Source organism: Sphingomonas sp. Root710, assembly GCF_001429065.1.
GTDB lineage: Bacteria > Pseudomonadota > Alphaproteobacteria > Sphingomonadales > Sphingomonadaceae > Rhizorhabdus.
On the sequence record NZ_LMIB01000018.1, the window covers coordinates 164,937 to 189,128 of the forward strand.

Sequence of the window (24,192 nt, forward strand, 5' to 3'; positions counted from 1 at the left end):
TCGTGAGCGGCCTAACCTCCCCTTGTGTTTTTGCGGAAAAGTCAGCAGCCTCTAACGCATAACAACTGAAAATTCAGATTTCCCAGGGAGAGGCCGATGGGCACCAAGGCTATTGGGGATCAGAGCACGCGGTCGGAACGGCCCTCGCTGGCGGACCGTTTCCGTCAGGCCGCCGATCCGTCGCTTGCCGACTTGCTCGAAACCTTTCATTTCGATCCTGATCGGGCGGAGATATTCCTGAACGGTCAACGTATGGTGCTGACCGACAATGCAGGCCTCGCCATCATGCGGCGTGAGCTGATTTCCGCGCTCGGCTACGATCGCGCCCGCGGGGTGATGTCCCGTATCGGCTACAGCATCGGATCCGGCGACGCCACGCTGGCGCTGGAGCTGCGCAAGGACGGCACGCTGTTCGAAGGCTTCACCGTCGGGCCCCAGCTCCACTCGCTGAAGGGATCGGTTCGCGTCGTTCCCAAGATATTCGAGGCCGACCGCAAGACCGGCTATTTCTACAGCGAATATGAATGGCACAATTCCGCCGAATGCCATGCCCATCTAAAGGAGATCGGGGTCGGCCCGCATCCCGGCGGCTGGCAGCAGGTGGGCTATGCATCCGGCTATTCGTCCGCCTTTTTCGGCCGGCCTATCATCTTCCGCGAACTGAACTGCGTGGCGATGGGCCACAAGCACTGCTTTCTCGTCGGCAAGCCGGCGGAGGACTGGGACGATCCTGACGGCGAACTGCGCTGGTTCCGCGCGGAAGGCTATCCGGATCGCCCGGCCAGACCCCGCAAGACCAGCGTCGCGGTCAAGAACGTCGACGACGATGCGCTTGCCACCCGACCGATGGTCGGGGCATCGCCCGGCTTCAACGTGACGCTGCATCTGGTCGACAAGGTCGCCGGGTCGGAAGCCCCCGTGCTGTTCCTGGGCGAAAGCGGCGTCGGCAAGGAGGTATTCGCCCGCGAACTCCACCGTCGAAGCCGCCGCGCCGACAAGGACCTCGTCGCCGTCAACTGCGCCGCCATTCCCGATACGCTGATCGAGGCCGAACTGTTCGGCGTCGAGAAGGGCGCCTATACCGGCGCCGATGCCTCCCGCCCCGGCCGTTTCGAACGGGCCAGCGGCGGCACGCTGTTCCTGGACGAGATCGGCACCTTGTCGCTCGCTGCGCAGGGCAAGCTGCTGCGCGTCCTGCAGGAGGGCGAATATGAGCGGGTCGGCGGCACCCGTTCGATCCGGTGCGACGTGCGGACCGTCGCCGCGACCAATGCGAATCTGCGCGGCGACGTCGAGGCCGGGCGGTTCCGCGCCGACCTGTTTTATCGGCTCAACACGTTCCCGATCTGGATCCCGCCGTTGCGGGACCGGCGCGCGGACATACCGCTTCTCGCCAACTATTTCCTTCGCAAATTCGCCACCCGCCACCATAAGCGCGGCATCGGTTTCGATGACCGGGTCATTCGCCTATTCCACGACTATCCCTGGCCGGGCAACATCCGCGAGATGGAGAATACCATCGAGCGCGGCGTGATCCTGGCGGCCGATGGAGAGCTGATCGGCGTCCATCACCTGATGATGTCAGGCGACGCCCTGCGCCCCGATGACGGCCTGTCGCACGATCCGCTCGCCGACTTCATCATCGAGACGTCCAAGCGCCCGCAGCCGTTGCGGATCGGGACGACGCTCGTCGAAAGCGGCCTGTCCCACGACGAGGTGATCGATCAGATGGTCCGCAGCGCGCTGGACCAGTGCGGCGGCAATCAAATCGAGGCCGGACGCATGATCGGCATGACCCGCAACCAGATTGCCTATCGAATCAAGAAACTCGGCCTCCGCCAGACCGGCTGACCTTTGGCAGGCAGCGTAAACGATGCGTAGCGGTTTTCGCCTGCGATTGGTTCCGGCGGTCTCGCGTGGGCATCGAGCAGGTCGAGCGCACGTCTGTCTGCTCAATATCCCACCAGTTTATGTGTGTGACGAGCCGTGGGGGGGACGGAAAAGCAATGCTCGACCTGTGCGCGGATCTGAGGATATAGCTCCGTCTTCCGCATATCCAGGCGATGGTCCGCGGTTTCCCAGCTCGCGATGACCATGAAATTGCGCGGGTCATCGACTTCCTGATGCAATTCCAGTCCCTTGAAGCCGGGCACTTGTCGAAAAAGCAGCTTTGAGGCTTCGGTCCCTCTGATGAAGCTCTCCTCCATGCCTTCCTTTACCCGAAATTCCGCGACTTCGAAGATCATGGTTCACTCTCCCGATACAGCCTTGCGGCAACGAATTTCTTTCGATCGATCCTGCGGCACATCCCGATATCCATAGCGGTGGCCGGGCGAAGCGGGCGTATTCTGCCGGTTCAAAGCTCGAGCACGACCTTGCCAAAAGGGGACCCCGACTGGAGACAAGCCAATGCGCGGCATGCTTCGGTCCAGGGCATGACCTCGCTTATAATGGGTCGTATGCGATGGTGATCGATTGCCCGGCACATCGCTTCGAACATGTCGCGGGAGCCGACGAGAACAGCTTTCACCGTGGCGGCGCTCGCCAGAAGCGTCGCGGGATCGAGGGGAGAACCTGCTTCCAGCATGCCGACGACCGAGATCCACCCGTTCATCCTCACCGCCCGAAGGCTTTCCGCCAGCGTGCCCCGGGCTCCCATATCGAGGATGAAATCGCAGCCGCGGTCACTGGTCAGCCGACGCGCCGCCCCCGCCCATTCGCTGTCGGTGCGGTAATTGATCGCATGGTCCGCGCCGTGCCGGCGGGCGCGATCGATCTTTTCATCCGATGATGAGGTGATGACCGTTTCCAGTCCGGCGGCCTTGGCGAATTGCAGGGCGAAGAGCGAGACGCTGCCGGTTCCTTGCAGAAGCGCGACGTCGCCCGGCAGCAGCGGCGGCCCGTCGAACAGCGCTGCCCATGCGGTGAGTCCGGCGCACGCCAGGCAGGCGGCTTCTGCGTCAGTCAGGAAGTCCGGTGCACGGACGGCCGCCTCTTCGCTGATCACGACATATTCGCGGCCCAGCCCGGGCATGTTCATCCCTAGCGCACGCGCGACCCGTCCCGGCGTTGGCGGACCCGTGATCCATCCGGGGATCAGGGTGGGAATGACCCGATCGCCCACGGCCGCACGGCTCACGCCCTCGCCGACGCTTTCGACAATTCCACAGCCGTCGCCGAACGGAATGACGGCCGATTCCGAGAGGCTGCCGCGCACGTGGCGTCCATTGGCGATCAGCAGGTCGCGAAAATTGAGTGAGATCGCCCTCATGCGAAGGAGGATTTCGCCGGGTCCGGGAACCGGGATGGGAGCGTCGGCAAGCCGGATGCTGTCGATGCCCCATGGTGCCGATACCGTCAGCGCGCGCATCGACATGTCTTCCACCTCCGCAGGTCCTTGAAGCGAGACATTAGCGCTCCGAGCGCGGGATGGGGGATGCCAGCAATATCTCCCTGATACCTGGGCGAGTGCAACCGCGACGATCCTTGCCGATGTGCTCCAGGTATCGGACGGTCAATTCCTCCATCCTTCTCCACATCAACGCCTTTGCTAGCCCTGCGCGACCATAGGGAGAGCAGCAATGGCAATCGAGATCCGGCCGCAGGCCGACCCTGTCATCATCACGGGCGCCGGTCCGGCGGGGCTTGCGCTGGCGATCGAACTGGGCAACCGCTCGGTGCCGTGCCTTATCGTCGAACGGAACGATCGCACCGGCGCCGCGCCGCGCGCCAAGCTGACGAACGTTAGAACACGAGAGCATCTGCGGCGCTGGGGTATCGCCGACGCGCTCGCCAAGGCGGCGCCACTCGGGGTGGACTATCCATCGCACATCGTGTTCGTGACCAGGCTTGCTGGTCCGCTCGTGACCCGGATCGAAGACGCCTTTGCTTGCAAGCCCGAGCGTGACCACCGCTATTCGGAGCATGCGCAATGGATCCCGCAATATAAGCTCGAGGCGGCACTGTTGGATCACGTCGCCAAGCTGCCTTCGGTGCAGGTGGCGATGGGTCACGAACTTGTCGACTTCGAGCAGGAAGGCGATCGGGTCCGCGCGCGCATCCGCGATGCCGCCACCGGCGTCGAACGGACCGTACGCGGCCCATATCTGGTCGGCGCCGACGGAGCGCGCAGCACCGTTCGAGAACGGTGCGGCATCGAGATGCGGGGACGCTACGGACTGTCGTACAACTACAACACCATCTTCGAGGCGCCGGGGATCGCCCAGGCGCACGGCCACGGTCCCGGCATCCACTATTGGCAACTCAACGCGGACGTCCCGAGCACGATCGGGCCGATGGACGTGGGAGACCGTTGGTACTTCATCCCGATGGGACTGAGGGAAGGGGAGCGCTTTTCGGATCACGACATGCCCGACATTCTTCGCCGCGCGACCGGCCTGGATCTTCCGTACAGGATATTGAGCTCGGACTCATGGGTGGCCAGCCGGCTGCTGGCCGAACGCTATTCCTCGGGCCGGGTCTTCCTGATCGGAGACGCCTGCCACCTCCACCCGCCCTTCGGAGGTCATGGCATGAACATGGGGATCGGCGATGCCGTGGATCTCGGCTGGAAGCTGGCAGCCGTGCTGCAAGGGTGGGGCCATGCTTCTCTGTTGAAGAGCTATGAGATCGAGCGAAGGCCCGTGCACGAGCGCGTGCTGGAGGAAACCGAGATCAATCACAGCACCGCGGCCAACAAGCTGGCCCGGGACGGAATAGAGGATTTGTCGGCAAAGGGTGAAGAGGTGCGCAGACAGGTGGCGGAATTCATCCATCAGACCAAGGGCAGGGAGTTCCACAGCCTGAACATCGTACTTGGGTACAGCTATGCCGGTTCGCCGCTGATCAAGAATGAGGAAGACGGCGTCGACCGATGGTTGCCCACGCCCGATTATATTCCGTCGGCACGGCCGGGCAACCTGGCCCCGCACCGCTGGCTTGACGATGGATGTTCACTGTACGACCGATTCGGCCAGGGCTTCACGCTGCTCCTGCTCGACACACGGAGCAAAGCGCAGGCCGGCGAGATGAAGGCCAAGGCGGACGCAATGGGCATTCCGCTCGATATCGTCGAGTTGAACGAGCCCGCACTGCTCGATCTTTATGAAACGCCGTTGGCGTTGATCCGCCCCGATCAGCATGTGGCGTGGCGTGGCAGTGCCCCACCCGCCGATCTCCTGACACGAGTGACAGGGCACCATCTGTCTCGAGGCGGCGGCGAATGTCCAGCGTCGGGCGGAAGCGGTGAAATCTGACCTCGCTAAACCAGCGCTTCCTCCAGGAGGAAATTATGGGCCGCCTTGCGGATAAGATCGCACAGATGCTCCGCCGCGGGCGTGAGGCGGAGACCGTGCCGACGGGCGCTGCAGATCGGTGGCGAGTGGAAGGGGCCCACCCCTTCGAATTTCGTCACGAGTTTCGACAAGGATGAAAATCCGAAGACATGCTCGGGCAGCATGGTGAGGAAGTCCGAACTCGCGACCGACAATATCGTTATCAGAGGGGATCCGGAGTGGATCAGCACCTTCGGCGGCGGCAGACCGGCCTCCGCGAACAAGGGGGTGAAGTCGGTTTCGGTCGTCGACTTCGCGGTGGCCGGCCTGACCCACCCGCAGCGGGCTAGATCGGCGAGGCTGGTCGCGCCGGCAAGGGGGTGCCCGGTCCGCCCCACCACTCTCCGGCTGGCGTCAAAAAGCCGCTCGACCGAGAAGCGTGGATGCGCGATCGAGAGTTCCAGCGGCCCAACCCAGAAGTCGACCACCCCATTTTCCAGATGAGGTTCGGCCGTCTGGAACAAGCCTTCGGAAATGCGCAGGACGACGTTCGGATAGCGCCGGTTGAATGCTGACAGGATGCGCGGCATGAGCGTCATGCAGATGACGGGGGAAAAAACGACCGCGATTTCGCCGGTCAACTCCTGCTTGCTTTGCGCAATCTCGTCCTGAGCCCGTTGGAGTTCGGCCTGGATAGCCTCGACCCGCTGGGTGAAGAGCGCACCTTTCTCCGTGAGGACCACGCCCTTGGCATGCCGCTCGAACAAGGCGACGCCGAGTTCATGCTCGAGCTGCTGTATGCTGCGCGTAATAACGGGTTGGGCCAGGCCAAGATGCCGCGCAGCTGCCCTGAGGCTCCCCGTTTCGACGACGGCGAGGAGGTCGCGGAAATGATGGAGCTTCACGTCTACAGCCGCCCATTTTCGGCGCTGATTCCGAACGCAGCCACGAAGCGCGACACCATGTTATAGGCGGCGATGAGCCCGACGAGGTCGACCAGGGTTTCCGCGCTGGGGAAAGCATCATGTGCCGCAGCGAAGACGCCGTCCGACACATGGATGTCGTGGGTCATCTCCAACGCCAGCCTAGCCGCCGCGCGCTCCTGTCGATCGAACAGGCGCTGGTCTTCCAGCACCGCCGGCATATCCGCCAGCGCGTCGAGTTGCGCCCGGGATCCGCCGGCCGCGAGAAAGCGAGGCGCGTGGCTCAACAACTGGTAATCAACGCCATTCGCCGCCCCGACGACGCACATGACGAACTGGCTGAGCCTGTCGGGGAGGGAAAGGCCGCCCGTCAGCATCCGGCTGAAATCATTCCACCCCCTGGTGAAAATCGGACTGTGCAGCATCAGCCGGTCCATCCGGAGCAGATGCCCGCCACGCCTTTGCCGGACTGCCGATGCCAAGGGATCGAGCGCCAGCTCGTTTTCCGTGCGCAGCGCAATCCTGCTCATCTCTTGCTCCGTAAATCCGGCCGGTCCGTTTGGGCTTGGCAATCAGGCGGTCGGTGCCTGAGCGGGATTTGGCGGCGGAGACCAGATCGAAAGCGTCTCGTCCACGAGTGCGATGTTGCCGGGTCGGTGTTGGTCGTTGACCATGTCACCGTCGATGCAATGCTCCAGCTGATTGCCGAATGGATCGCGCCAATAGTCGAACACTTCGCTGCCGAGGATATGACGGCCGATGCCCCAGTCGTGGGTGTGGCCGCAGCTCTTGAGGTGGTAATGCCCCAGCATCAGGTCATCCCAGTCGAGCGTGACGAACGCGCTGTGATGGATTCCGGACGTGCCACCCTTCGCGACCGCGATGGTATGGTGATCGGTATAGGCAGCGCCGCTGTTGCAGTGAAGAAACGCGACCACGGACTCCGCGGGATCGTCGGCATACATCCGATCCGACACCTGCATGCCGAGCAGGTCGCAGTAAAAGCCGACCGCTGCTGAGAACTCGGGTCCTTCCAGCACGGCATGCTCGATTCTGGCGACATGCGAAGGGCCGCGCGCGGGCCTTTGGAGCGAACCAAGCCGGCGGGCCTTTTTCGAATCATTGAGTATCAAAGGTTCGCGCACCGGCAGCGGCTCCAGCGTCGCCTGTCCCCACAACAAGTCCACGCGGATGCCATTAGGATCCGTCAGAACGGCACGCATGCCGCCGCCCGGTTCGTTCGATGGCTCGACGGCCGCCCCGGCTCGAGCTGCAATCCTCTCGAGATCCTCCCGATCGTCGAGCCTCAGGCCCACACCCACGGCCCGCGCATTCTCGCCCCATTCCGTGACATGGATATGATGCTCGCTCCCCGTGCCGCGCATGTACAGCGCCGTCTCGGTCCTGACGGATCGGATCAGACCGAAGTCGGTCAGAAAACGCTCCATCAGATCAAGATCGGGCGCCTCGTAGCGAACGTAGCGGATGCCGGTCACACCTGTCATTTTCGTCGCTCCATCCTGTGTCATGCGCTGTGCGGGAACAGCACGCGGTTGCGCAGCACGCCGATGCCTTCGATCTCCAATTCGACGACGTCGCCATGATTCAGCTGTTTATCCAGCTCCAACCCGCAGCCGCCGAGCACCGTCCCCGAGCCGATCACCTCACCGGCGAAGAGCGCCTTGCCCCGGCTGAACTGAACCAGCGCGTCCTCCCAACGATGATGCATCGTGCCGGTCGAACCCGAAGACCAGATTTCCCCATTGATCCTGGCGGTCATCTGGAGGTCGTACGGATCGGCGAACTCGTCTGGCGTGGCGATGCAGGGACCGAAGCTGTTGGCGAAGTCCTTCGCTTCCCCTGGACCGAGCTTGGCTTCCATGAACGGGAACTGCAGATCGCGCGCAGACCAGTCATTGAAGATGGTGAACCCGAAGATATGCTCATGGGCGACGGACCGCTCTATGTTGCTGGCCGTCTTGCCGACAACGCACGCCCATTCCAGCTCATAATCAGCCCATCCAGGCTGCACCGGCCAGGGAATATCGTCTTCCGGGCCATATACATGCAGATGATCGGCATTGTAGTAGATCACCTGATTGTAGAACTGCGCGTTTAGCCAGTTCCCGTTGGGGCCTTCCGGCGTGGGCTCGGGTTTTCCAGCCGCCTTCGCCTGCGCTTTCGCGATTTTGCCGGCGGATACTTCCATATGCTCCAGGAAGAGGCAGCAGTCGCGGAACCGGACGGGGCGGGGCAAGGGCGCGAGCAGTCGGGGCGAACGCACCAGCGCCCCCCCTTCTGCTGTCTCGGCAAGCGATCGAGCGATGGCGACCGCCGGTTCGCCCGCTTCGATAAGGGACTGCATGCTGTCCGGAAAATCGCCTACCCCGGCCATGGTGGCGGCTAGAGGAAGATCCAGAACCGCTTCCCCCACGATCGCTCCGAGCGTAGGTCCTTTGACGCCTTTGAACGTGACGAATCTCATGCTGGTCTATCCTCGTTCCGAAGCGGCGACGTCCCGAATGGGTCAGGCATCGGCTTCCGCCAGCACGCGGGCGATCTTGTTGAACTCCAATTCCGGGAAGCGCTGGGCAGAGCTCGCGATCACCCTGTTCTCGGTGGCCCCGAGCTTGTCCACTTCGCAGCGGACGACATCGCCCACTTGCAGATGCTTTTGCGGCACCATGGCATGGCCGACACCCTCGGGCGTGCCGGTCAGCAGGAGATCGCCCGGTTCCAGCCGGAACGCGGTCGATACATATTCGATCTGTTCCCAGATGCTGTAGATCAGCTGTTCGGTGTTCGATTCCTGACGCAGTTCGCCGTTCACATAGGTGCGCAGGTTCAGCGCGTGCGGATCGCCGACCTCGTCCGGCGTTACGATCCAGGGACCGATGGGACCATGCGTCTCGAACGACTTCCCGATCGTCCACGTCTGGGCGTAATTCTGCCAGTCGCGTGCAGACACATCGTTCGCGACGAAATAGCCGAAGACGTGCGCAGGCGCTTCTTCGCGTGAAACATACCGCGCCGTCCGCCCGATCGCGACGCCCAGTTCGACCTCATAGTCGAGCTGCTTCGTCACGCCCGGATCGATATCGTCATAGGGGCCTGAAAGGCTGATCGTCGCCTTGTTGAACCAGACCTGGTGCGCAGGTGGGATGACGCCCAGGCGAACGCCCTCCTTGCAATGCTCGCGATAGTTCATGCCGATCGCAAGGAAATTGCGCGGCCGCTCGATCGGAGCAAGGAGCTTGACGCCTTCGAGCGCCACGCTGGGCTGCGCCGACTCCATCTTGTCGCGGAGCCGGTCGAGCGCTTCCGGACCGGCGGCGGCCAACTGACGCATTTCGGTGAACTCGGGCAGAAGATCCGCGATCCGGATGATCCCGTCTCCGGACACGACGCCGATCACCGGCTTGCCATCGACTTCGTAACGTACGAGCTTCATCTTTTATCTCCCGATCGGGCAGGTGCTGTCGCTGATGCCGGATCGTAGCAAGCGATCAGCGATGCTGAGGCGATCAGAAAATTCGATCTGCGATACCCGCATGGGTAGCGCGGACGTCCGGCTGGAGCTCGAACGCAAGATTGCAGTCAGGAAAAAGAGCCTTACGCCGTGAGTTCGGCCCGCGCGTGATTGTGCGCCGCCTTTCGCATCAGGTCGCTGAGCTTCTCCGCCAGGGGCGTGAGAGGAAGTCCCTGTCTCGTTACCATGCAGATGGGATCGGACGTCAGCGCCGGGATATTTTCCAACGGCGCGCAAAAGCGCGTCACCGGCATGAGTTTGAACATCTGTTCGGGAAGCACCGTCAGCATGTCGGTGTTGGCCACGGTCACCAGGGTGATGAGCATGGAGGAGGATTCGACCGTCATCTCGGGCGTCGGCAAGGCCCGCCGTTCGAAGATCGCCTCCAGGTCGCTATCTGCATATCTGTCGCTCAGCGGCGGACGAACCCAGCGCGCTCCCGCGAGTTCTTCGAGACTTTGCGCGCGCAGCAGCGGGTGATTGGGCCGAGCCGCTATCCGACGGCTATTGGGCATGAACTGCTCGATCGCGAACCGCTGCGATGCATGCTTCTTCGACAGAGGGCCGATCCAGAAATCGAGAAGCCCGGCGGCCAGTTTCGTCTCGATCGGTTGGAAAAGCGCCTGCGTGACCTTGGTCACCACCTTCGGATAGCGTTTGCTGAAGGTCGCGATCGCAGAGGGAAGCAGCGTCATGACGCAGGCCGGCGACAGTCCGACAGCGACCTCCCCGCTGTGCTCGCCGCTCCATTGCTCGACCTCTTCCTTCGCGCGCCTGACCTCCGCCTCGATGCCCTGGATGCGGCGCACGAAGCGCTCGCCCACCGGGGTCAGCGTCACGCCCTTCGAATGCCGTTCGAGCAGGGTCTGCCCCAGCTCGCGCTCCAACTCCCGGATGCTGCGGGTGATGACCGGCTGCGCGATGCCCAGATGCCGGCTGGCAGAGCGTAGGCTGCCCGTGCGGACGACCGCGAGCAGGTCTCTGAAATGCGTGAGTTTCATCGTCTGATCCAAGGGCGGGAATGATACCGTAATATAGTAGCAGGGCGATATTCACAGGCAATTATCGTCATTTCAGGTATCTATGGCATCGCCTTGTCATCTGGCTGCTTGAGGACCTCGGCACTAGCGTCTCGCCGCTATCCCTGACCGGACCGGGCCCCGTGGGTTGGGGTCACCGGCGGCCAGTGCCGCGGGCGCTAAGCCGGGCAGACGGAAATTGTGAAGGATCGACGATGGGTTCGGTTGGAATTGACGAATATCAGGTCCTGGTGGCGGGGGCCGGGCCGGTCGGCATGTGCGCGGCGATCGACCTTGCCTTGCGGGGCGTGCGCGTGTTCATATGCGAGCGCCGGGCACCGGACGAATATGGCATCGGAAAGGTAAACCTGACCAACGCCCGCTCGATGGAGCATTTTCGCCGGTGGGGTATCGCGGACCGTTTGCGGGAAAATGATCCTATCCCATCCACCGTCATTCGCGACCTGACGATGTCCACGCGCGCGAATGGCCACATCATTTTCAACGCGGTAGGCGGAAACGAGTGGCGCGAGCCCCTTCCCATCGCCTCGGAGCGACCGGAATGGGCGCCGTTCCAGGCCATCGAGAAGACCCTTCGCGAGCGCCTGCTCGAGCTTCCGAACGTGACGTTCGTCCCTTTCGCCTCCGCCGTCGATTTCGTTCAGGATGATCAGGGCGTCGAGCTCAGCTATGAGAGCGGCGGCCAAACCGTGACGGTTGGCGGGCGCTATCTGATCATCGCCGACGGGCCCTATTCCGCGCTGCGCCGGAAGATAAACCTGCGGCTTGAGGGCGAGACGATCTTTCGGAATTTCTCCTGGTATTTCCGTGCGCCGGACCTCGCCAAGCTGTTCGCGAAGACTCAGTTGTCCTCCCACACCTTCTTCCTCAACGAAGACGGCTATGGCGATCTTCTCGCGCCCCAGAGCGAGAATGATCACTGGATCTACATGGTGTCGCCAACCCCCGAGGGGGTCGATCCGAAGGACTGGAGCACAGTGCGCTCGATGCTTTTTCGAGCGGTGGGCCAGGAGTTCGAAACGTCGGAGGAGCAGGGCTGGGAGTGGGGCAGCCATTCCCGGATGACGCGCACCTTCAACTTTGGGCGGGCGTTTCTTGCGGGCGACGCCGCCCATCTCACGCCGCCCTTTGGCGGTTTTGGAATGAACATGGGTGTCGGCGATGCCGCCGACCTGGGATGGAAAATCGCGGCGATGTTGGCCGGATGGGGCGGCCCGCGGCTCCCGGACACCTATACGCTTGAGCGCCGCGACGTGTGCAAGTTCATCATCGAGGGGTCCGTCCACAATAACAAGCTGTGGGGCAAGGCGCTGGTTCGCGAGCATATGGAGGAGGATTCGGAACGCGGCGAACGCGTTCGCGCGGAGGTGCGGGACTTCATCGTCAAGGAAAAGACCCAGCAGTTCAAAAGCCTGGGGGCGCAGTTCGGCTATCGCTATACCGGTTCGCCGATCATCGTCGGTGACGAGACCGAACTGCCTCCGCTCCATTATGGCGAGTATACGCCGACCTCGATCCCCGGTTACCGGGCACCGCATGTGTGGCTCAGCGAAGGCGACTCGCTTTATGACCATTTCGGGACGGGTTTCTGCCTGCTGGTCCTGGATGCGGATGCCGACACCGGGCGGCTGGAAGCCGCGGCGTCGGCGGTCGGATTGCCGCTCAAAATCTGGCGGCTCGATCATGCCGATGTGCGTGCGCACTACGACCGCGCCCTTACCCTGATCCGACCCGATCAGCATGTCGCGTGGCGCGGCGATACGCTGCCGGAGGATTGCCGGCATCTTGTCGATGTGGTGCGCGGGGCCGCTCAATATCGCCAATAGCGGTGGCGGCCGCCGTGCCACGATGCGGAGTATCTCATTATCTGCCGATGCGGCCGCCCGCTACGACCATGCGCAGGTGCTGGAGGCGGTCAAAACCGAGGCCGCCATCGCCAGCCAATCCATGCTCAGTCGGCTGGTATCGCGAAGCGTTGCCCGTCACGCGCGACGACCACCGGCCCTCGATAATTCGTCTGGATATCGTCGATATAGCCCTGGCCGCCTTGTTCATCGTCGCGGCCGGGTACGAGATGGGTAAGAACCAGCTGCTTCACGCCCGCCGCGCGGGCGATGCGCGCGACGTGCTGCGGCGTCATATGCTCTATATCCATATGCCGCATCAGACCTTCGCGATACGCAGCAGGCAGGGGCATGTGTTCGAGCGCCTGCTTGGTCGCGCCGCGATCCATGACCTCGCTGACGAGAAGATCGGAGCCTTTCGCCAAGGTCGCCAGGTTAGCCGATGGGCCGGTATCCCCGCTGTAGACGACCGAATGGGTGCCAATCTGGGCGCGGAAGGCATAGGAAAACACGGTGGATGACAGTTTGCCATCGGTATCGTGGAAGTGGTCGACCCCGATCGTCGTCACCCTGATATTTTCATCAGCATAGATTTCGACGGGAGCAGACGGCCCGGCGGGCAGCTCCGACCTTGTGACCGTGGATGCGATGGTCCGGCCGGGGCCGTTCCCCGCCGCCAGGGGTGCCTGCTCGATCGGTACGGAGCCGGCAAGAATACCGTCCACCATGGCATTGGTGCCCGGGGGCCCGATTACCGGGATATTCTTGTGAATTCCGATGGCCCAGCGCGAGACTATGAACGGCATCAAGCCACCCACATGATCAATGTGGTGATGCGACAGGAATATCGCGCGGACATTGGATGGGGAGAGGCCCGCCGCCTTCAGCTGCCGTTGGAAGCCTTCCCCGATATCGAACACATAGATGTCGTCGCCCACGATCAGGGCATTGGCCGGCTGCGACCGTCGGGCCTGTACGACCGGCCCTCCGCCGGTGCCGAGCGTTACCCACACTGGTTTCGCCCGTTCGGCTCCGGCGGCGGCGGGGGACAGCGCCAGATTAGCGGCCGCCAATGCGCTGATAAGCGCAATCTTCATGCTGATCCTGCTCCCTGTGTCAGGCGTCTGCCGCAACCTTGATCCGGCATGCCTCGAAATTGCGGCGCAGGCTGTCACGATCGAGATTACGGCCGATGAACACCAGTTTCGAACGGCGTACATAGGAGGGCCATGGTCCTGCGAAATCGCCTTCCGCCACGCGGTGAACGGCCTGGAACACGAAGCGGTGGTCCTCGCCCGCGAAAGCGAGGACGCCTTTTATGCGGAAGAGGTCGTCTCCATCCTTGGCGATCAGCTTCTCGATCCAGGGGAGGAAGCGTTCGAGGTCTAGTGGCTGGTCGAGCTCCATGCTGACGCTCGTGACGTCATTGCTGTGATGATGTCCGTGATGATCTCCATTCCCGTGATCCAGCAGTCGTTCGGGATCGGCATTGCCGCGCGCGAAGTCGAACGCGTGCCGGTCCATCACTGCGGAGACCGGAATGGCGGAACGGATGCTGCGTCGGATCTCTGCTTCTGGATTGATCGCCCGGATATGTCCTTCGCAGGCAGCGAGCCTGTCCGGTTCCACCAAGTCGATCTTGTTGAGCAGGATGAGATCAGCGCAGGCGATCTGTGCCTGCGCCTCCGCGGTCTTCGCAAGTTGCTGCTCGATATGCCGCGCATCGACGACGGTCACGAATGCATCGAGGCGCGTGCGGCTTACGATGCCCGGGTCCATGAAGAAGGTCTGTGCGATAGGCGCGGGATGGGCGAGGCCAGTGGTCTCAATCAGGATACCATCGAGCCCCGGCGCGCGATCCAGAATATCGTTGATGATAGCGATCAGATCGCCGCGAACAGTGCAGCACAGGCAACCATTGTTCATGGTCACTATCTGATCTTCGCCGTTGACCACCAGATCGCCATCGATCCCCAGCGCACCGAACTCATTCACTATAACGGCATAGCGCCGGCCGTGATCTTCCGACAGGATGTGGTTGAGAAGTGTCGTCTTGCCGGCCCCTAGATAACCGGTAAGAACCGTGACGGGCAGACGTGCATCAATCATGATCAGTCCCTCTCGACGACGATCTCGCCATTCAGGATCACCTTCTTGAGTGCGCGGATATTGCTGATGTCGGCGATGGGATCCGCGCCGAGCAGCAGCAAATCGGCCCGTTTGCCTGGCGCCACCATGCCGATATCCGGGCGGACGCATTGCCTGGCGGCGGCGCTGGTGCCGGCGACGAGCGACTGGAGCGGGCTCATGCCAGCCGCCACCATGAGTTCGGCCTCCTCCAGCGTGTTTTCGCCATAGGTGCCCTTGCCTGAGAATGTATCCGTGCCCAGCGCAATACCCACACCCGCGTCGGACACTTTCTTGACGTTGGCCGCAAGTTCGGGGTGCGCCGCACCATGCGCCCAAAGCGTGGGAACGAACATCACATCGCGATCGATCATGAGCTGGACCAGGGCCTCATCGGTGATGAGCTCGTTCATCACGCCGTGCTCCAAAGCGTCTGCACCGGCTTCGACCGCCTCGCGTGCGACCGTCTGCTGAGTCGTATGCACCGTGGCGCGCAGGCCGCGTTCGTGCGATGTCTCGATACCCGCCCGAAGCATGTCGAGGGGCAGTCGCATCAGCTCGATTGGTCCGAGAAAACCAGGGATCTGCCAAACATATTTCTCGTCGCTGTGGCAGGCGCACGCGCCTTCGGACAGGATCTTGATGGCGTCCACCTTCATATCCGCCAGATAGTGGATGAGGTCACGCATTTCCTGCACAGTGCCTACTTCGCCCGCGAAGCGCGCACGAGCCCATGGGTTCTTGCTGAAAATGGTGGACGCTGGGTGCCCCTCGCGGCCGGTGACGCCGCATCCGGTCGCCAGCAGCCTTGGGCCGCGCAGCTCGCCCGAAGCAATCCGGGCGCGGGTGCGCAGAATGCCGCTGGTGGGATCGCCGACCGACTTAATCGTCGTCACGCCATATTGAAGGAACGAGTCGAGCCTTCCCGGCAGCTCATGTTCCTCGAACGCGTCCATCGATGCAGGATCGGAAACCGCGAAGACATTGTAGAAGTGGATATGCGCGTCGATCAGACCCGGCATGATCCATTTTCCAGACGCGTCGACCATCTGCTTATGTTCGCCGCCCAAAGGCTCGGCTGAGACGGCGGCGATCTCGCCGCCCTTGACCGCGATGTCATGAAGACCTTCGAGCGCCTTATGACCGTCGAAGATGTGGGCGCGCCGGATGACAAGATCGTAACGGCTGGGATCACCCGCTTCTGCTTTGGTAATCGCGGGTTCGAAGCTCATAAACACTCCCCTATGGCGCTTCAAGGAAACGGACCCGGCACATGGCGATGACCGGCTGACAGCTTCTGGCGATTTAGGTTGCGGAGCGGACGAGCGGTAATCGCATTTGACGATGACGCTCACAATTCTGAATTGTGAGCGCCGAAGTTCCTCATCACGGCGCCATATGAGATTCGCTGCGTGTCCCGGGTATCCCCGGCGACGATTTATGATCGCCCTCGCCATGGCCCGTGCGCCTAAGGATCGCAATCGAGCAGGCGCGGGAGTGAACCAGCAGTCGATGACGGAGGTCACCACCAGTAAGCAGGACCCGACAGCCTCGCCGATGCTGCTGGTCGTCGCGGGTGCGAGTGCGGCGTTGTTCGTCGCCAATCTTTACTATGCCCAGCCTTTGCTGACGACGATCGCCAAAGACCTGGGTCTTGCCCACCAATTCGCGGGCAGCGTGGTGAGCGTGAGCCAGCTTGGCTATGGGCTGGGACTGTTCCTGCTCGTGCCCTTGTCCGACATCGTCGAGAACAGACGGCTCGTGTTGACATGCAGCGCTCTGACGCTTGTCGGCATAGTGGGTATGGTGCTCGCGCAATCCGCCGCCGCCTTTTTGTGCTTCGCCCTCATGATCGGAATCTTTTCGAGCGGTGCACAGATCCTTATCCCCTATCTTTCCCATATGATCCCGGACGAGCGGCGCGGCCGGGCCCTGGGCGGCATCATGGCCGGGATATTGACGTCCGTGATGCTCGCGAGGCCTTTCGCACTTTTCATTGCGGCGGAATGGGGTTGGCGCTCCGTCTATATTCTTTCCGCTGCTGCGACGGCGTCGCTCGGCCTGGCGCTTTGGCAAATGATGCTTCCGCGCCGGCCGCCGGAGCGCATAGGATATTGGCGCGCCATCCGTTCGATGTTCCGCCTGTTCGCGTCGGCTGCGCATGTCAGGCGGCGGACGATATATCAGGCCGTCTTATTTGGCTGCTTCACGATGTTCTGGGCCGCCATGCCTATTCTGCTCGAGGAGCATTTCGGCTTTGGCATGCGGGAAGTTGGCTTGTTCGCCCTAGTCGGTGCGGGGGGTGTCCTGGCGGCACCGCTGGCCGGCCGATTGGCAGACCGGGGAGCGGTTCGAACCGGCACGGTCATCGCAAGCCTGTTCGTCGCCGGGGCCTTCATATGCTCGTTCCTGTCCTATCACTGGGCGGCGCCGATCGGGCTCGTCCTAGCTTCCTTCGTCATCGATGGCTCGATTCAGGTATCGCAGGTGCTGAGCCGGATCGTGGTGCTGGATGTCCCGGCAGACGTGCGCGGCAGGATCAATGCTTCCTACATGACGTCGATATTCTTGTCCGGCGCGGTTGGATCGGTTCTCGGCGTGTCCGTCTATTACGGCGCCGGGTGGTCCGCCGTCGCGCTCATCGGAATGGGAAGCGGGCTGCTGGTATTCCTGGCAGCATTGGCAGAGCGAGGCCACCACGGCGCAATCACCCGGTAAACAAAGGCGCGATGGCCGCGGATATTTTCGAGCGACCGGCAGCGGACAGACCTGGGTCAGGCGTCGGCGAGATGCGCCTCAGTGCGCCGTAAATCCCCCATCGATCACCAGTTCGCTCCCGGTCATGAAGCTGGCGGCGGGCGAGGCAAGATAGACTATGCCATTCGCTATTTCTTCCGGCTTGCCCCACCGGCCGGCCAGATTCTGAGCTTCGATGCTCGCGCGCGCCGACGCTGCGTCGGGCGCAACGCCGAATTCGGCGAATTTATGCGTGATCATCTCCATCATCGGCGTTTCGATAGCTCCGGGATGCACGGAGTTGACCCGGATATTATATTTCAAAGCGGAAAACTCGCATGCCGCGCTCTTGCTGAACAGGGTCACGGCACCCTTGCTGGCGCAATAGCTCGCGTTGAGCGGCAAGCCGACAAGGCCGCCGATCGATGAGAGGTTTATAACCGAAGCGCCGCTCGACCGCGCCTCCCCGCCCTTTTTCAGCAACGGCAGCAATATCTTGTGACTTAGCAAAAGGCTCTCCACGTTGACGGCCTGCAGCCTTCGCCAGCTTTCCAGCGTCTCCTGTTCGATCGGGGCGATGACGGCGATCCCGGCGCAGTTCACCAGAATGTCGAGGCGGCCGTGCGTCTCGGCGATGGAGGCGGCAAGGGTGGACCAGCCGGCCTCGTCCGTAACGTCCTGCACGCGGTTATCGTCGCCGCAGGTCGGTGCGGTAAGGTCCGTCGCGATGACATATGCGCCGGCCTCACGAAGCGCTGTGACGGTGGCGGCGCCGATGCCACGCTGGGCGCCGGTGACGAGCGCGATGCTGTTATCGAGAAACTTCATGGGCACTCTCCTACGGCGGTCTGGCTTCCGGCGGTCTGGCCTTCGACGGCCTGGTCACGCCGCAACCCTAATCGGCGGCCACAGGCCCGTCAGATGAAAAGACGGCGCCGGCGATACCTGTGAGCGCCGGAGTGGCGATAGCGCGGGCACGGCTCCGTGAACCCGCGCACGGGTATCGCGCGGCGCTATTTCACATCGCCTCGCCAAGAACGCTGCCGGGTAAGGCCGCTGGAGGAGGGACACGACATGCTGACACTCTTCCATTTTGGCGGCGCCATCTGCGCGCAGAAGGTCCGGCTGGCCCTGGCCGAGAAGGGGGTGGAATGGGAGAGCCGGGAATGTGCCGGCGAAGCGCTACGCGATCCCGACTATCTCCGCCTCAACCCGAGCGGCGTCGTGCCCACGCTCGTTCATGACCGGACCGTGCTGACCGAAAGCCGGATCATCAGCGAATATATCGAAGAGGCGTTCGACGGCCCCGCGCTCATGCCGTCCGATCCGGCGGACCGGCACCGTGCGCGCCTCTGGTCGAAGCAGATCGACGATGGCCTGCATCTCAATGTCTTCATCCTGACATTCGCGGCCGTGGGCCGAGACATATATCTGGCCATGCCCGCCGACGTGCGCGGGGCAATGTTGCCGGGCCTGCGCGATCCGATCAAGCGGCAGATATCGAGCGATCTGCTCGAACAGGGATTTGCCTCGCCATGGATGGGCATGGCGGTGAAGCGGTTCCGCCGTCTGGCGGACGATATGGAAGCAGGGCTGGCCGGATCCGCTGCTCTCGCCGGAAAGCACTATAGTCTCGCGGATGCCGATTATACGGCTTATATCAACAGACTGACCAACCTGGGCATGGCAGCCTTGTGGGCCGATAAGCCCCGGCTTGCCGATTGGTATGCGCATATGCAGGATCGGCCCAGTTTCAAATCGGCGATACTGGATTGGCAGTCGCCGGAAGAACTGGCGTCCTATGGCCGGTCGCGCGATCGGGTGGGAGAGGCGCTGGACGCCATCATGGTGGAATGATCATAGCGGCGGGAATCGCCTGCCGCCATGATCGCGTGAATATCTCAGTGCTGCAAAACCCCGTGGCTCGGGTCCGCGTCCGCGCAATCGGTCGAGAGCGCCAGGTCACGCTGCCCCTCGATATGCGCGAGGCGGGCAGACAGCGAGCTGGAGATCAGTCGATATGTGTCGCTGCCGAGCGCCAGCCGGAGAGGGCCCGGATTCTCGCCCGCGCAGGCGATCATGGCGTCGACCATCTTTACCGGATCGCCGGTCGCGAGCGCGGACTTGTCCTCCACGATGTGGTTGATGCGGCGGGACGGCGACGCATCATAGGCATCGATGCGTGGGGCGACGATCGCGCTGCCGTGGCGGAAGCCGGTGCGCGCGCTTCCCGGCTCGATGATCGTGCAGCCGATGCCGAACACCGCTATCTCCTGAGCGACCGTCTCCACAAAGCCTTCGATTCCCCATTTGGTCGCGACATAGAGCGAGCTGCCCGGTACCGCCGCCTGTCCGCCGGCGCTCGATATCTGCAGGATCCGGCCGCTTCCCTGCGCGCGCATATGGGGCAAGTTCGCCCTGATGATCTGGATCGAACCCAGCAAATTGGTGTCGAGCTGATGCTCGACCTGTTCGTCGGTGGCTTCCTCGGCCGCGCCCATCAATCCGTAGCCCGCATTGCTGACCAGGACATCGATCCGGCCGAGCGCATTCCAGGCGGCGTCGACCGCCGGCCGGATGGCTGCGGTATCGGTGAGGTCGAGCGTGGCGAGCCAGAGCCGGTCGCCATATTGCGCCTTGAGATCATCGACGGCGGAAAGCGTGCGCAGCGTGCCGGCGACACGTTCGCCGGCCTCCAGCAGCTTTTCTGCCATGATACGCCCGAAGCCGCTGCTGATGCCCGTGATCAGCCAATTCTTCATGACAGGGTCTCCTTGTTAATGACGCCGGCGGAGCCGGCTCGCCGTCAGGCAGTGCGAGCAAGCCGTCGACATGGGCATTCGTGACCTCGGCGAGCGATGCCGGGTTTCACTGCATTATCCTGGTCGAAGGATTACGCGCGCCCTCCGCAAAATCATGCTCCGCGCGATACGGACCGCAATATGTGTCTGACGACAAGCTGGCCGACCAGAATTTGCTCCGGCCGGCCAGACTAGGTGCGTTGAACGATCAGAACGTCTTGGTGACGCTCAGACCGACGGTTCGGGGCGCCCCCAAAGAGGCGGTCCTTTGCGAACCGAGCAACGGGGCGTTGGTATTGGTGCCGACGAAGTAAGTGTCGTTCGTCAGGTTCTTGATATAGGCGGACGCCGTCAGGCTTTTGTCCAGAGACGTCCAGCCCAGGAACAGATTGACCATGGTGCGCGAGGGCTGCGACCGCTCGATCGTATTGAAATGGTTGAAATATACCCTGTCCATCCATGTGACGTTGACGCGGGGCGTGATGTCGCCGAAGCCGGTGGATATCGTGTAGCCCACTTCACCACCAACGGTGTATTTCGGCGCGTCGGGGACTTGGTTACCCGCGAGATTCTGGACGCCGAGGGCCGGAAAGGATTGGTCACTGTCCAGGAACGTCTTGAACTTCCCGTCGAGGTGAGCCGCGTTGAGCTGGATCATCAGCGCCTCGGTAGGCCGCGCCGTGATCTCCGCTTCCAGGCCGCGTATACGGGCCTTGTCGGCGTTCACCACGACCAGCGTGTTTCCGACGATCTTGCTTTCCTGCAAATCCTTATAATCATAGTTGAAGGCAGTGAGGTTTACGCGCAGCCGGCGATCGAAAAGGTCGCTCTTGATGCCAACTTCGTAGTTGGTGAGCTTTTCTGGCCGGAATGGCGCCTGCAGACCGCCGACATTGTAGCCGCCCGCCTTAAATCCGCGCGAATAGGTGGCATAGAGATATATGCCGGATGCCGGCTTGTAGCTGACCGTTATCTTCGGATCGAAGGAGTTCCACGTCTTATCGTCCGACCTCTGGCCGAGACCGATCAGGCCTTGGGCGGGAAAGAAGCCGATATGAAGCGCATCGAACGGCACGAAGGGAGAGAGCAGGTCGGTCTGATGCTGCTCGAAGATCGCCTTCTTTTCATGGCTGTAACGGGCGCCGAGATCGAGCGCCAACTGATCCGAAAGATCGAAATGCGCCTGCGCGAATACCGCATAGGCATTGGTCTTTACCCGCCCAAAGGCCGCATAGAACTCGTACATCGCATTGGGGTCGTTCGCCGCGATGGCCGCCCGCGCGGCGCCGATGCCGGGGATGCCCGCCAGTGCAGGATTATTATATGGCGAGAAGGGGCTATTGGCGAAGAAGTCGGAAAACACGAGACCCTTGAAGCCGAGCTGGTTGCTGGCGCTGTTATTCTCGTGGAAATAATATCCCCCGACGATGATCTCGCCGATGCTACCCAATTTCTGGGATAGACGAAGTTCGGTCGAATATACGTCCGATGTCTCGTCGATATACTGCTTGCTCAACTCCGCCGTGGACCCGTCCAGGTTTCCGCGCTGCCGGGACACGAAATGCCGATAGCCTGTGAGGAAAGTGAGCTTGGTCTCGGATGAGATATCGAAATCCGCCTGCCCGGAAAATCCGTAGGTTTTGATAAAGCGGCGCGGCCCGAACCCGGCGGTGTCCTGCGGATCCGTCGGGACGGTGAACCCGCCGGTTTCCACCAGCGTAGGGATTGCGTTGTTCCCCCGCCCAGCAGGGCGATAGCCGCTCGAATGGTCGTCCACATTGGAATAGTCGCCGGACAGGCTGACGGCCAAGGAGGAACTCGGTTCGAACCTCAATTTGCCGCGGACGCTTCGGGAATGCTCGTCGTTCACGTCTTCGCCGTTCGAGATGTTCGTGCCGTAACCCTTGCGGTCCACGGTGCGAAACGACAATCGCGCCTCCACCGTAGAGGAGAGGGGGCCGCCGATGGCTCCTTCGGTGCCGATCAGGCCATAATCGCCGACGGTTCCGGTAAAATAGCCATTAAGGACGTCACCCGGCTCGCGGGTAAGCAGGTTGATCGTGCCCGCAATGGCGTTCCGTCCATAGAGCGTACCCTGCGGACCGCGCAGGACCTCCACACGATCGACGTCGTAAAAACCCAGCAATCCTGCCTGGTTACGCGATTGATATATGCCATCCAGGTACAGCGCCACGCGCGTTTCGCCGCCCGGGCCGAGCGCATTGTAGCCGATGCCGCGAATGGAGATTTTCGCGTCGGCCGCGATGCGGCTGAAATTGAGGTTGGGAATGTTCGTTGCGAGGCTCTCGACGTCGACGATGTTCTTTTCGCGCATCGCCTCACCGCTGACAGCAGAAAGGGCGATTGGCGTTGACTGGGCCGAAGTGGCGCGGCGTTCGGCCGTTACGACGATATCGGCGATGCCCGTCTGCGTGTCGTCCGACGCCATGTTGGTCGCGGCAGGATCTGCCGACTGAGCCTGCACCATCGCCGAAAATGGCATGATGCAAATAAATCCTGCCGTCGATAACAGAAAGCGTCTCATTGTTCTCTCCCCTTATGTTCGATTTGTCATGATGATCAGCCATATCGCGCTCAGCATTGGTGGTGGCTTCACAATCCTCTGTCTCTCCTCGTTAAGGATGAGCAGATGTGATTTCTTGAAGTATGATACCTGTGATCGCAGCACGCGAATGTTGACGGCGAAGCTGATTAGTGAGGCAACGCCGAATGCAATTATCGTAAGTCGTTCGGATTGCCGTGAGTACCAGCCGGCCCGCCACAACGACGCCATTCGGCGAAGCGCCTGGCTTTATGCAGTCCCTCCTCTTCGGTCGCTCTTGTGCGCGACATGGACCGAAGGATGAACGGAGGCAGGCATTTTACGCAAACTGTTTAGATGGATGATCGTCACAAATCTAATTTGTAGCGGTTTCAGCCCGACTGCCCCACCCGCTATTTTGGCCGCTCGATCACCGCATAATCTCGCTCGCCGCCAGGAAGGCGTCGCGGACAAAGCTGTGCGTAGGGTCGCTATCGTGCCGATAATGCCAATTGAGCTGCTGGTGCGTGACGTCGGTCCGCACCGGGCAGGCGACAACGCGCACTGAAGCCATCGCCTTGAACTTTATAGCGAGGCGGCCGTGCACCGTTGCGATCAGCGGCGTGCCGGGTACCATGCAGATCAATGTCGTGAAGTTGCTGGCCGTCGCCGTCACATGGGGAGATATGCCGGCATTGATCCAGGAAACTTCCACCAACGTCTGCGAACCGTCGCCCATTTTCAGCGCGGCATGATCCATGCGCACATATTGTTCCAGAGTCAGGGTCTCGCCGACCTGCGGGTTGTTTTCATCGATGACGCACACGAAATTGTCGGTGAATAGCGGCATCGTGCGAATCTTGTTCGACAGGCTCGACAGGTTCGATTGGTGGACTCGCAGGTTCTGCGGCATGATCGAGAAGTCGAGTTCGCCCAAATCGAGGTCGTACAGCGTGTCTTTCGTCACGGGCTGGATTTCGTAGCTGATGCCGGGCGCGACATTGGTCAGATGCGCGACCAGATGGGGGAGCAACGTCAGCGAAGCGTGATCGGACATCGCGATGCGAAAATGGCGCTTCGTTATCTCCGGAGCGAAGGTGGGCGTGGTTTCCAGCGTCAGTGCGATCTGCTGCATCGTATCGCGCACCGGCTCTACCAGGGCGAGAGCCATCGGGGTCGGCTCCAGATGCTGGCCAACCCGTACGAAAATCGGATCGTCAAAATATTCCCGCAGTCGCTTCAGCGATCCGCTCATCGCCTGTTGGGTGACGTTCAGTTCATCCGCGGCACGCGTCACATTGCGCTCCCGCAGAAGCGCATCGAGCGCGCGCAAGAGGTTAAAGTCGAACCTGCCGATATCATAAGTTCGCACGGACG

The 24,192-nt window shown here is 62.0% G+C and carries 20 protein-coding genes; 5 read left to right on the forward strand and 15 right to left on the reverse strand.

Annotation, left to right across the window (positions count from 1 at the left end; genetic code table 11):
• Positions 1-96: 96 nt before the first annotated feature.
• Positions 97-1,851: a sigma-54-dependent Fis family transcriptional regulator gene (locus ASE00_RS21465; protein WP_056383778.1), complete on the forward strand. Its 1,755-nt coding sequence runs from the start codon at positions 97-99 to the stop codon at positions 1,849-1,851.
• 101 nt (positions 1,852-1,952) lie between these two features.
• Here the strand turns inward: ASE00_RS21465 and ASE00_RS21470 are convergent, their stop codons facing one another.
• Positions 1,953-2,246, reverse strand: a complete 294-nt coding sequence (locus tag ASE00_RS21470) for a putative quinol monooxygenase (protein WP_056383779.1) — start codon at positions 2,244-2,246, stop codon at positions 1,953-1,955.
• Positions 2,247-2,356: 110 nt separating this feature from the next.
• Positions 2,357-3,376 carry a zinc-dependent alcohol dehydrogenase family protein gene (locus ASE00_RS21475; protein WP_200957984.1) on the reverse strand — a complete coding sequence of 340 codons (1,020 nt, stop codon included), beginning with the start codon at positions 3,374-3,376 and terminating at the stop codon, positions 2,357-2,359.
• 205 nt (positions 3,377-3,581) lie between these two features.
• Between ASE00_RS21475 and ASE00_RS21480 the strand changes: the two genes are divergently transcribed.
• Positions 3,582-5,255: an FAD-dependent monooxygenase gene (locus tag ASE00_RS21480; RefSeq protein ID WP_056383780.1), complete on the forward strand. Its 1,674-nt coding sequence runs from the start codon at positions 3,582-3,584 to the stop codon at positions 5,253-5,255.
• Positions 5,256-5,260: 5 nt separating this feature from the next.
• Here ASE00_RS21480 and ASE00_RS21485 read toward each other — a convergent pair whose 3' ends face one another.
• The 6 genes from ASE00_RS21485 to ASE00_RS21510 all read right to left on the reverse strand — a co-directional run bounded on the left by ASE00_RS21485 (position 5,261) and on the right by ASE00_RS21510 (position 10,726).
• Entirely contained in the window at positions 5,261-6,178 is a 918-nt protein-coding gene (locus tag ASE00_RS21485; protein ID WP_056383781.1) for a LysR substrate-binding domain-containing protein, read from the reverse strand.
• Positions 6,179-6,180: 2 nt separating this feature from the next.
• Complete coding sequence (locus ASE00_RS21490) at positions 6,181-6,633, reverse strand: carboxymuconolactone decarboxylase family protein (protein ID WP_162256511.1); 453 nt, start codon at positions 6,631-6,633, stop codon at positions 6,181-6,183.
• Positions 6,634-6,768: 135 nt separating this feature from the next.
• A complete protein-coding gene (locus ASE00_RS21495) occupies positions 6,769-7,701 on the reverse strand; it encodes a VOC family protein (protein ID WP_056383783.1) in 933 nt (310 codons plus the stop codon).
• Positions 7,702-7,721: 20 nt separating this feature from the next.
• On the reverse strand, positions 7,722-8,681 hold the full coding sequence (locus ASE00_RS21500) for a fumarylacetoacetate hydrolase family protein (RefSeq protein WP_056383784.1): 960 nt from the start codon (positions 8,679-8,681) through the stop codon (positions 7,722-7,724).
• 42 nt (positions 8,682-8,723) lie between these two features.
• Positions 8,724-9,647 (reverse strand): fumarylacetoacetate hydrolase family protein, encoded by a 924-nt coding sequence (locus ASE00_RS21505; RefSeq protein WP_082594890.1) that lies wholly within the window; start codon positions 9,645-9,647, stop codon positions 8,724-8,726.
• 161 nt (positions 9,648-9,808) lie between these two features.
• A complete protein-coding gene (locus ASE00_RS21510; protein ID WP_156405536.1) occupies positions 9,809-10,726 on the reverse strand; it encodes a LysR substrate-binding domain-containing protein in 918 nt (305 codons plus the stop codon).
• Positions 10,727-10,959: 233 nt separating this feature from the next.
• Between ASE00_RS21510 and ASE00_RS21515 the strand changes: the two genes are divergently transcribed.
• Complete coding sequence (locus ASE00_RS21515; protein WP_056383786.1) at positions 10,960-12,591, forward strand: FAD-dependent monooxygenase; 1,632 nt, start codon at positions 10,960-10,962, stop codon at positions 12,589-12,591.
• Positions 12,592-12,716: 125 nt separating this feature from the next.
• Here ASE00_RS21515 and ASE00_RS21520 read toward each other — a convergent pair whose 3' ends face one another.
• From ASE00_RS21520 to ASE00_RS21530, 3 genes are all read right to left on the reverse strand, one after another.
• Positions 12,717-13,547, reverse strand: a complete 831-nt coding sequence (locus ASE00_RS21520; RefSeq protein WP_162256512.1) for an MBL fold metallo-hydrolase — start codon at positions 13,545-13,547, stop codon at positions 12,717-12,719.
• A 178-nt stretch (positions 13,548-13,725) separates the two neighbouring features.
• Positions 13,726-14,718, reverse strand: coding sequence for a CobW family GTP-binding protein (locus ASE00_RS21525; RefSeq protein WP_056383788.1), 993 nt, complete (start codon positions 14,716-14,718; stop codon positions 13,726-13,728).
• 2 nt (positions 14,719-14,720) lie between these two features.
• Entirely contained in the window at positions 14,721-16,091 is a 1,371-nt protein-coding gene (locus ASE00_RS21530; protein ID WP_200957985.1) for an amidohydrolase family protein, read from the reverse strand.
• Positions 16,092-16,176: 85 nt separating this feature from the next.
• Here ASE00_RS21530 and ASE00_RS21535 point away from each other — a divergent pair, with 85 nt between their 5' ends.
• On the forward strand, positions 16,177-17,454 hold the full coding sequence (locus ASE00_RS21535; RefSeq protein WP_056383790.1) for an MFS transporter: 1,278 nt from the start codon (positions 16,177-16,179) through the stop codon (positions 17,452-17,454).
• A 78-nt stretch (positions 17,455-17,532) separates the two neighbouring features.
• On the opposite strand, the gene ASE00_RS21540 is transcribed toward ASE00_RS21535, so the two are convergent.
• Complete coding sequence (locus ASE00_RS21540; RefSeq protein WP_056383791.1) at positions 17,533-18,300, reverse strand: SDR family oxidoreductase; 768 nt, start codon at positions 18,298-18,300, stop codon at positions 17,533-17,535.
• A 246-nt stretch (positions 18,301-18,546) separates the two neighbouring features.
• Here ASE00_RS21540 and ASE00_RS21545 point away from each other — a divergent pair, with 246 nt between their 5' ends.
• Positions 18,547-19,329: a glutathione S-transferase family protein gene (locus tag ASE00_RS21545; protein ID WP_056383792.1), complete on the forward strand. Its 783-nt coding sequence runs from the start codon at positions 18,547-18,549 to the stop codon at positions 19,327-19,329.
• A gap of 44 nt (positions 19,330-19,373) precedes the next feature.
• On the opposite strand, the gene ASE00_RS21550 is transcribed toward ASE00_RS21545, so the two are convergent.
• The 3 genes from ASE00_RS21550 to ASE00_RS21560 all read right to left on the reverse strand — a co-directional run bounded on the left by ASE00_RS21550 (position 19,374) and on the right by ASE00_RS21560 (position 24,148).
• Positions 19,374-20,234: an SDR family oxidoreductase gene (locus ASE00_RS21550; RefSeq protein WP_056383793.1), complete on the reverse strand. Its 861-nt coding sequence runs from the start codon at positions 20,232-20,234 to the stop codon at positions 19,374-19,376.
• Between the two features lie 247 nt (positions 20,235-20,481).
• Positions 20,482-22,818 (reverse strand): TonB-dependent receptor, encoded by a 2,337-nt coding sequence (locus tag ASE00_RS21555; protein WP_082594893.1) that lies wholly within the window; start codon positions 22,816-22,818, stop codon positions 20,482-20,484.
• Between the two features lie 427 nt (positions 22,819-23,245).
• Positions 23,246-24,148, reverse strand: coding sequence for a LysR family transcriptional regulator (locus ASE00_RS21560; RefSeq protein ID WP_156405537.1), 903 nt, complete (start codon positions 24,146-24,148; stop codon positions 23,246-23,248).
• Positions 24,149-24,192: the final 44 nt, after the last annotated feature.

Excerpts from the sequence above, each read along its gene's own strand:
- ASE00_RS21465 (WP_056383778.1), top strand. The coding sequence starts at position 97 with ATGGGCACCAAGGCTATTGGGGATCAGAGCACGCGGTCGGAACGGCCC.
- ASE00_RS21470 (WP_056383779.1), bottom strand. The coding sequence starts at position 2,246 with ATGATCTTCGAAGTCGCGGAATTTCGGGTAAAGGAAGGCATGGAGGAG.
- ASE00_RS21475 (WP_200957984.1), bottom strand. The coding sequence starts at position 3,376 with ATGTCGATGCGCGCGCTGACGGTATCGGCACCATGGGGCATCGACAGC.
- ASE00_RS21480 (WP_056383780.1), top strand. The coding sequence starts at position 3,582 with ATGGCAATCGAGATCCGGCCGCAGGCCGACCCTGTCATCATCACGGGC.
- ASE00_RS21490 (WP_162256511.1), bottom strand. The coding sequence starts at position 6,633 with ATGGACCGGCTGATGCTGCACAGTCCGATTTTCACCAGGGGGTGGAAT.
- ASE00_RS21495 (WP_056383783.1), bottom strand. The coding sequence starts at position 7,701 with ATGACAGGTGTGACCGGCATCCGCTACGTTCGCTACGAGGCGCCCGAT.
- ASE00_RS21500 (WP_056383784.1), bottom strand. The coding sequence starts at position 8,681 with ATGAGATTCGTCACGTTCAAAGGCGTCAAAGGACCTACGCTCGGAGCG.
- ASE00_RS21505 (WP_082594890.1), bottom strand. The coding sequence starts at position 9,647 with ATGAAGCTCGTACGTTACGAAGTCGATGGCAAGCCGGTGATCGGCGTC.
- ASE00_RS21510 (WP_156405536.1), bottom strand. The coding sequence starts at position 10,726 with ATGAAACTCACGCATTTCAGAGACCTGCTCGCGGTCGTCCGCACGGGC.
- ASE00_RS21515 (WP_056383786.1), top strand. The coding sequence starts at position 10,960 with ATGGGTTCGGTTGGAATTGACGAATATCAGGTCCTGGTGGCGGGGGCC.
- ASE00_RS21525 (WP_056383788.1), bottom strand. The coding sequence starts at position 14,718 with ATGATTGATGCACGTCTGCCCGTCACGGTTCTTACCGGTTATCTAGGG.
- ASE00_RS21535 (WP_056383790.1), top strand. The coding sequence starts at position 16,177 with ATGATCGCCCTCGCCATGGCCCGTGCGCCTAAGGATCGCAATCGAGCA.
- ASE00_RS21540 (WP_056383791.1), bottom strand. The coding sequence starts at position 18,300 with ATGAAGTTTCTCGATAACAGCATCGCGCTCGTCACCGGCGCCCAGCGT.
- ASE00_RS21545 (WP_056383792.1), top strand. The coding sequence starts at position 18,547 with ATGCTGACACTCTTCCATTTTGGCGGCGCCATCTGCGCGCAGAAGGTC.
- ASE00_RS21550 (WP_056383793.1), bottom strand. The coding sequence starts at position 20,234 with ATGAAGAATTGGCTGATCACGGGCATCAGCAGCGGCTTCGGGCGTATC.
- ASE00_RS21555 (WP_082594893.1), bottom strand. The coding sequence starts at position 22,818 with ATGAGACGCTTTCTGTTATCGACGGCAGGATTTATTTGCATCATGCCA.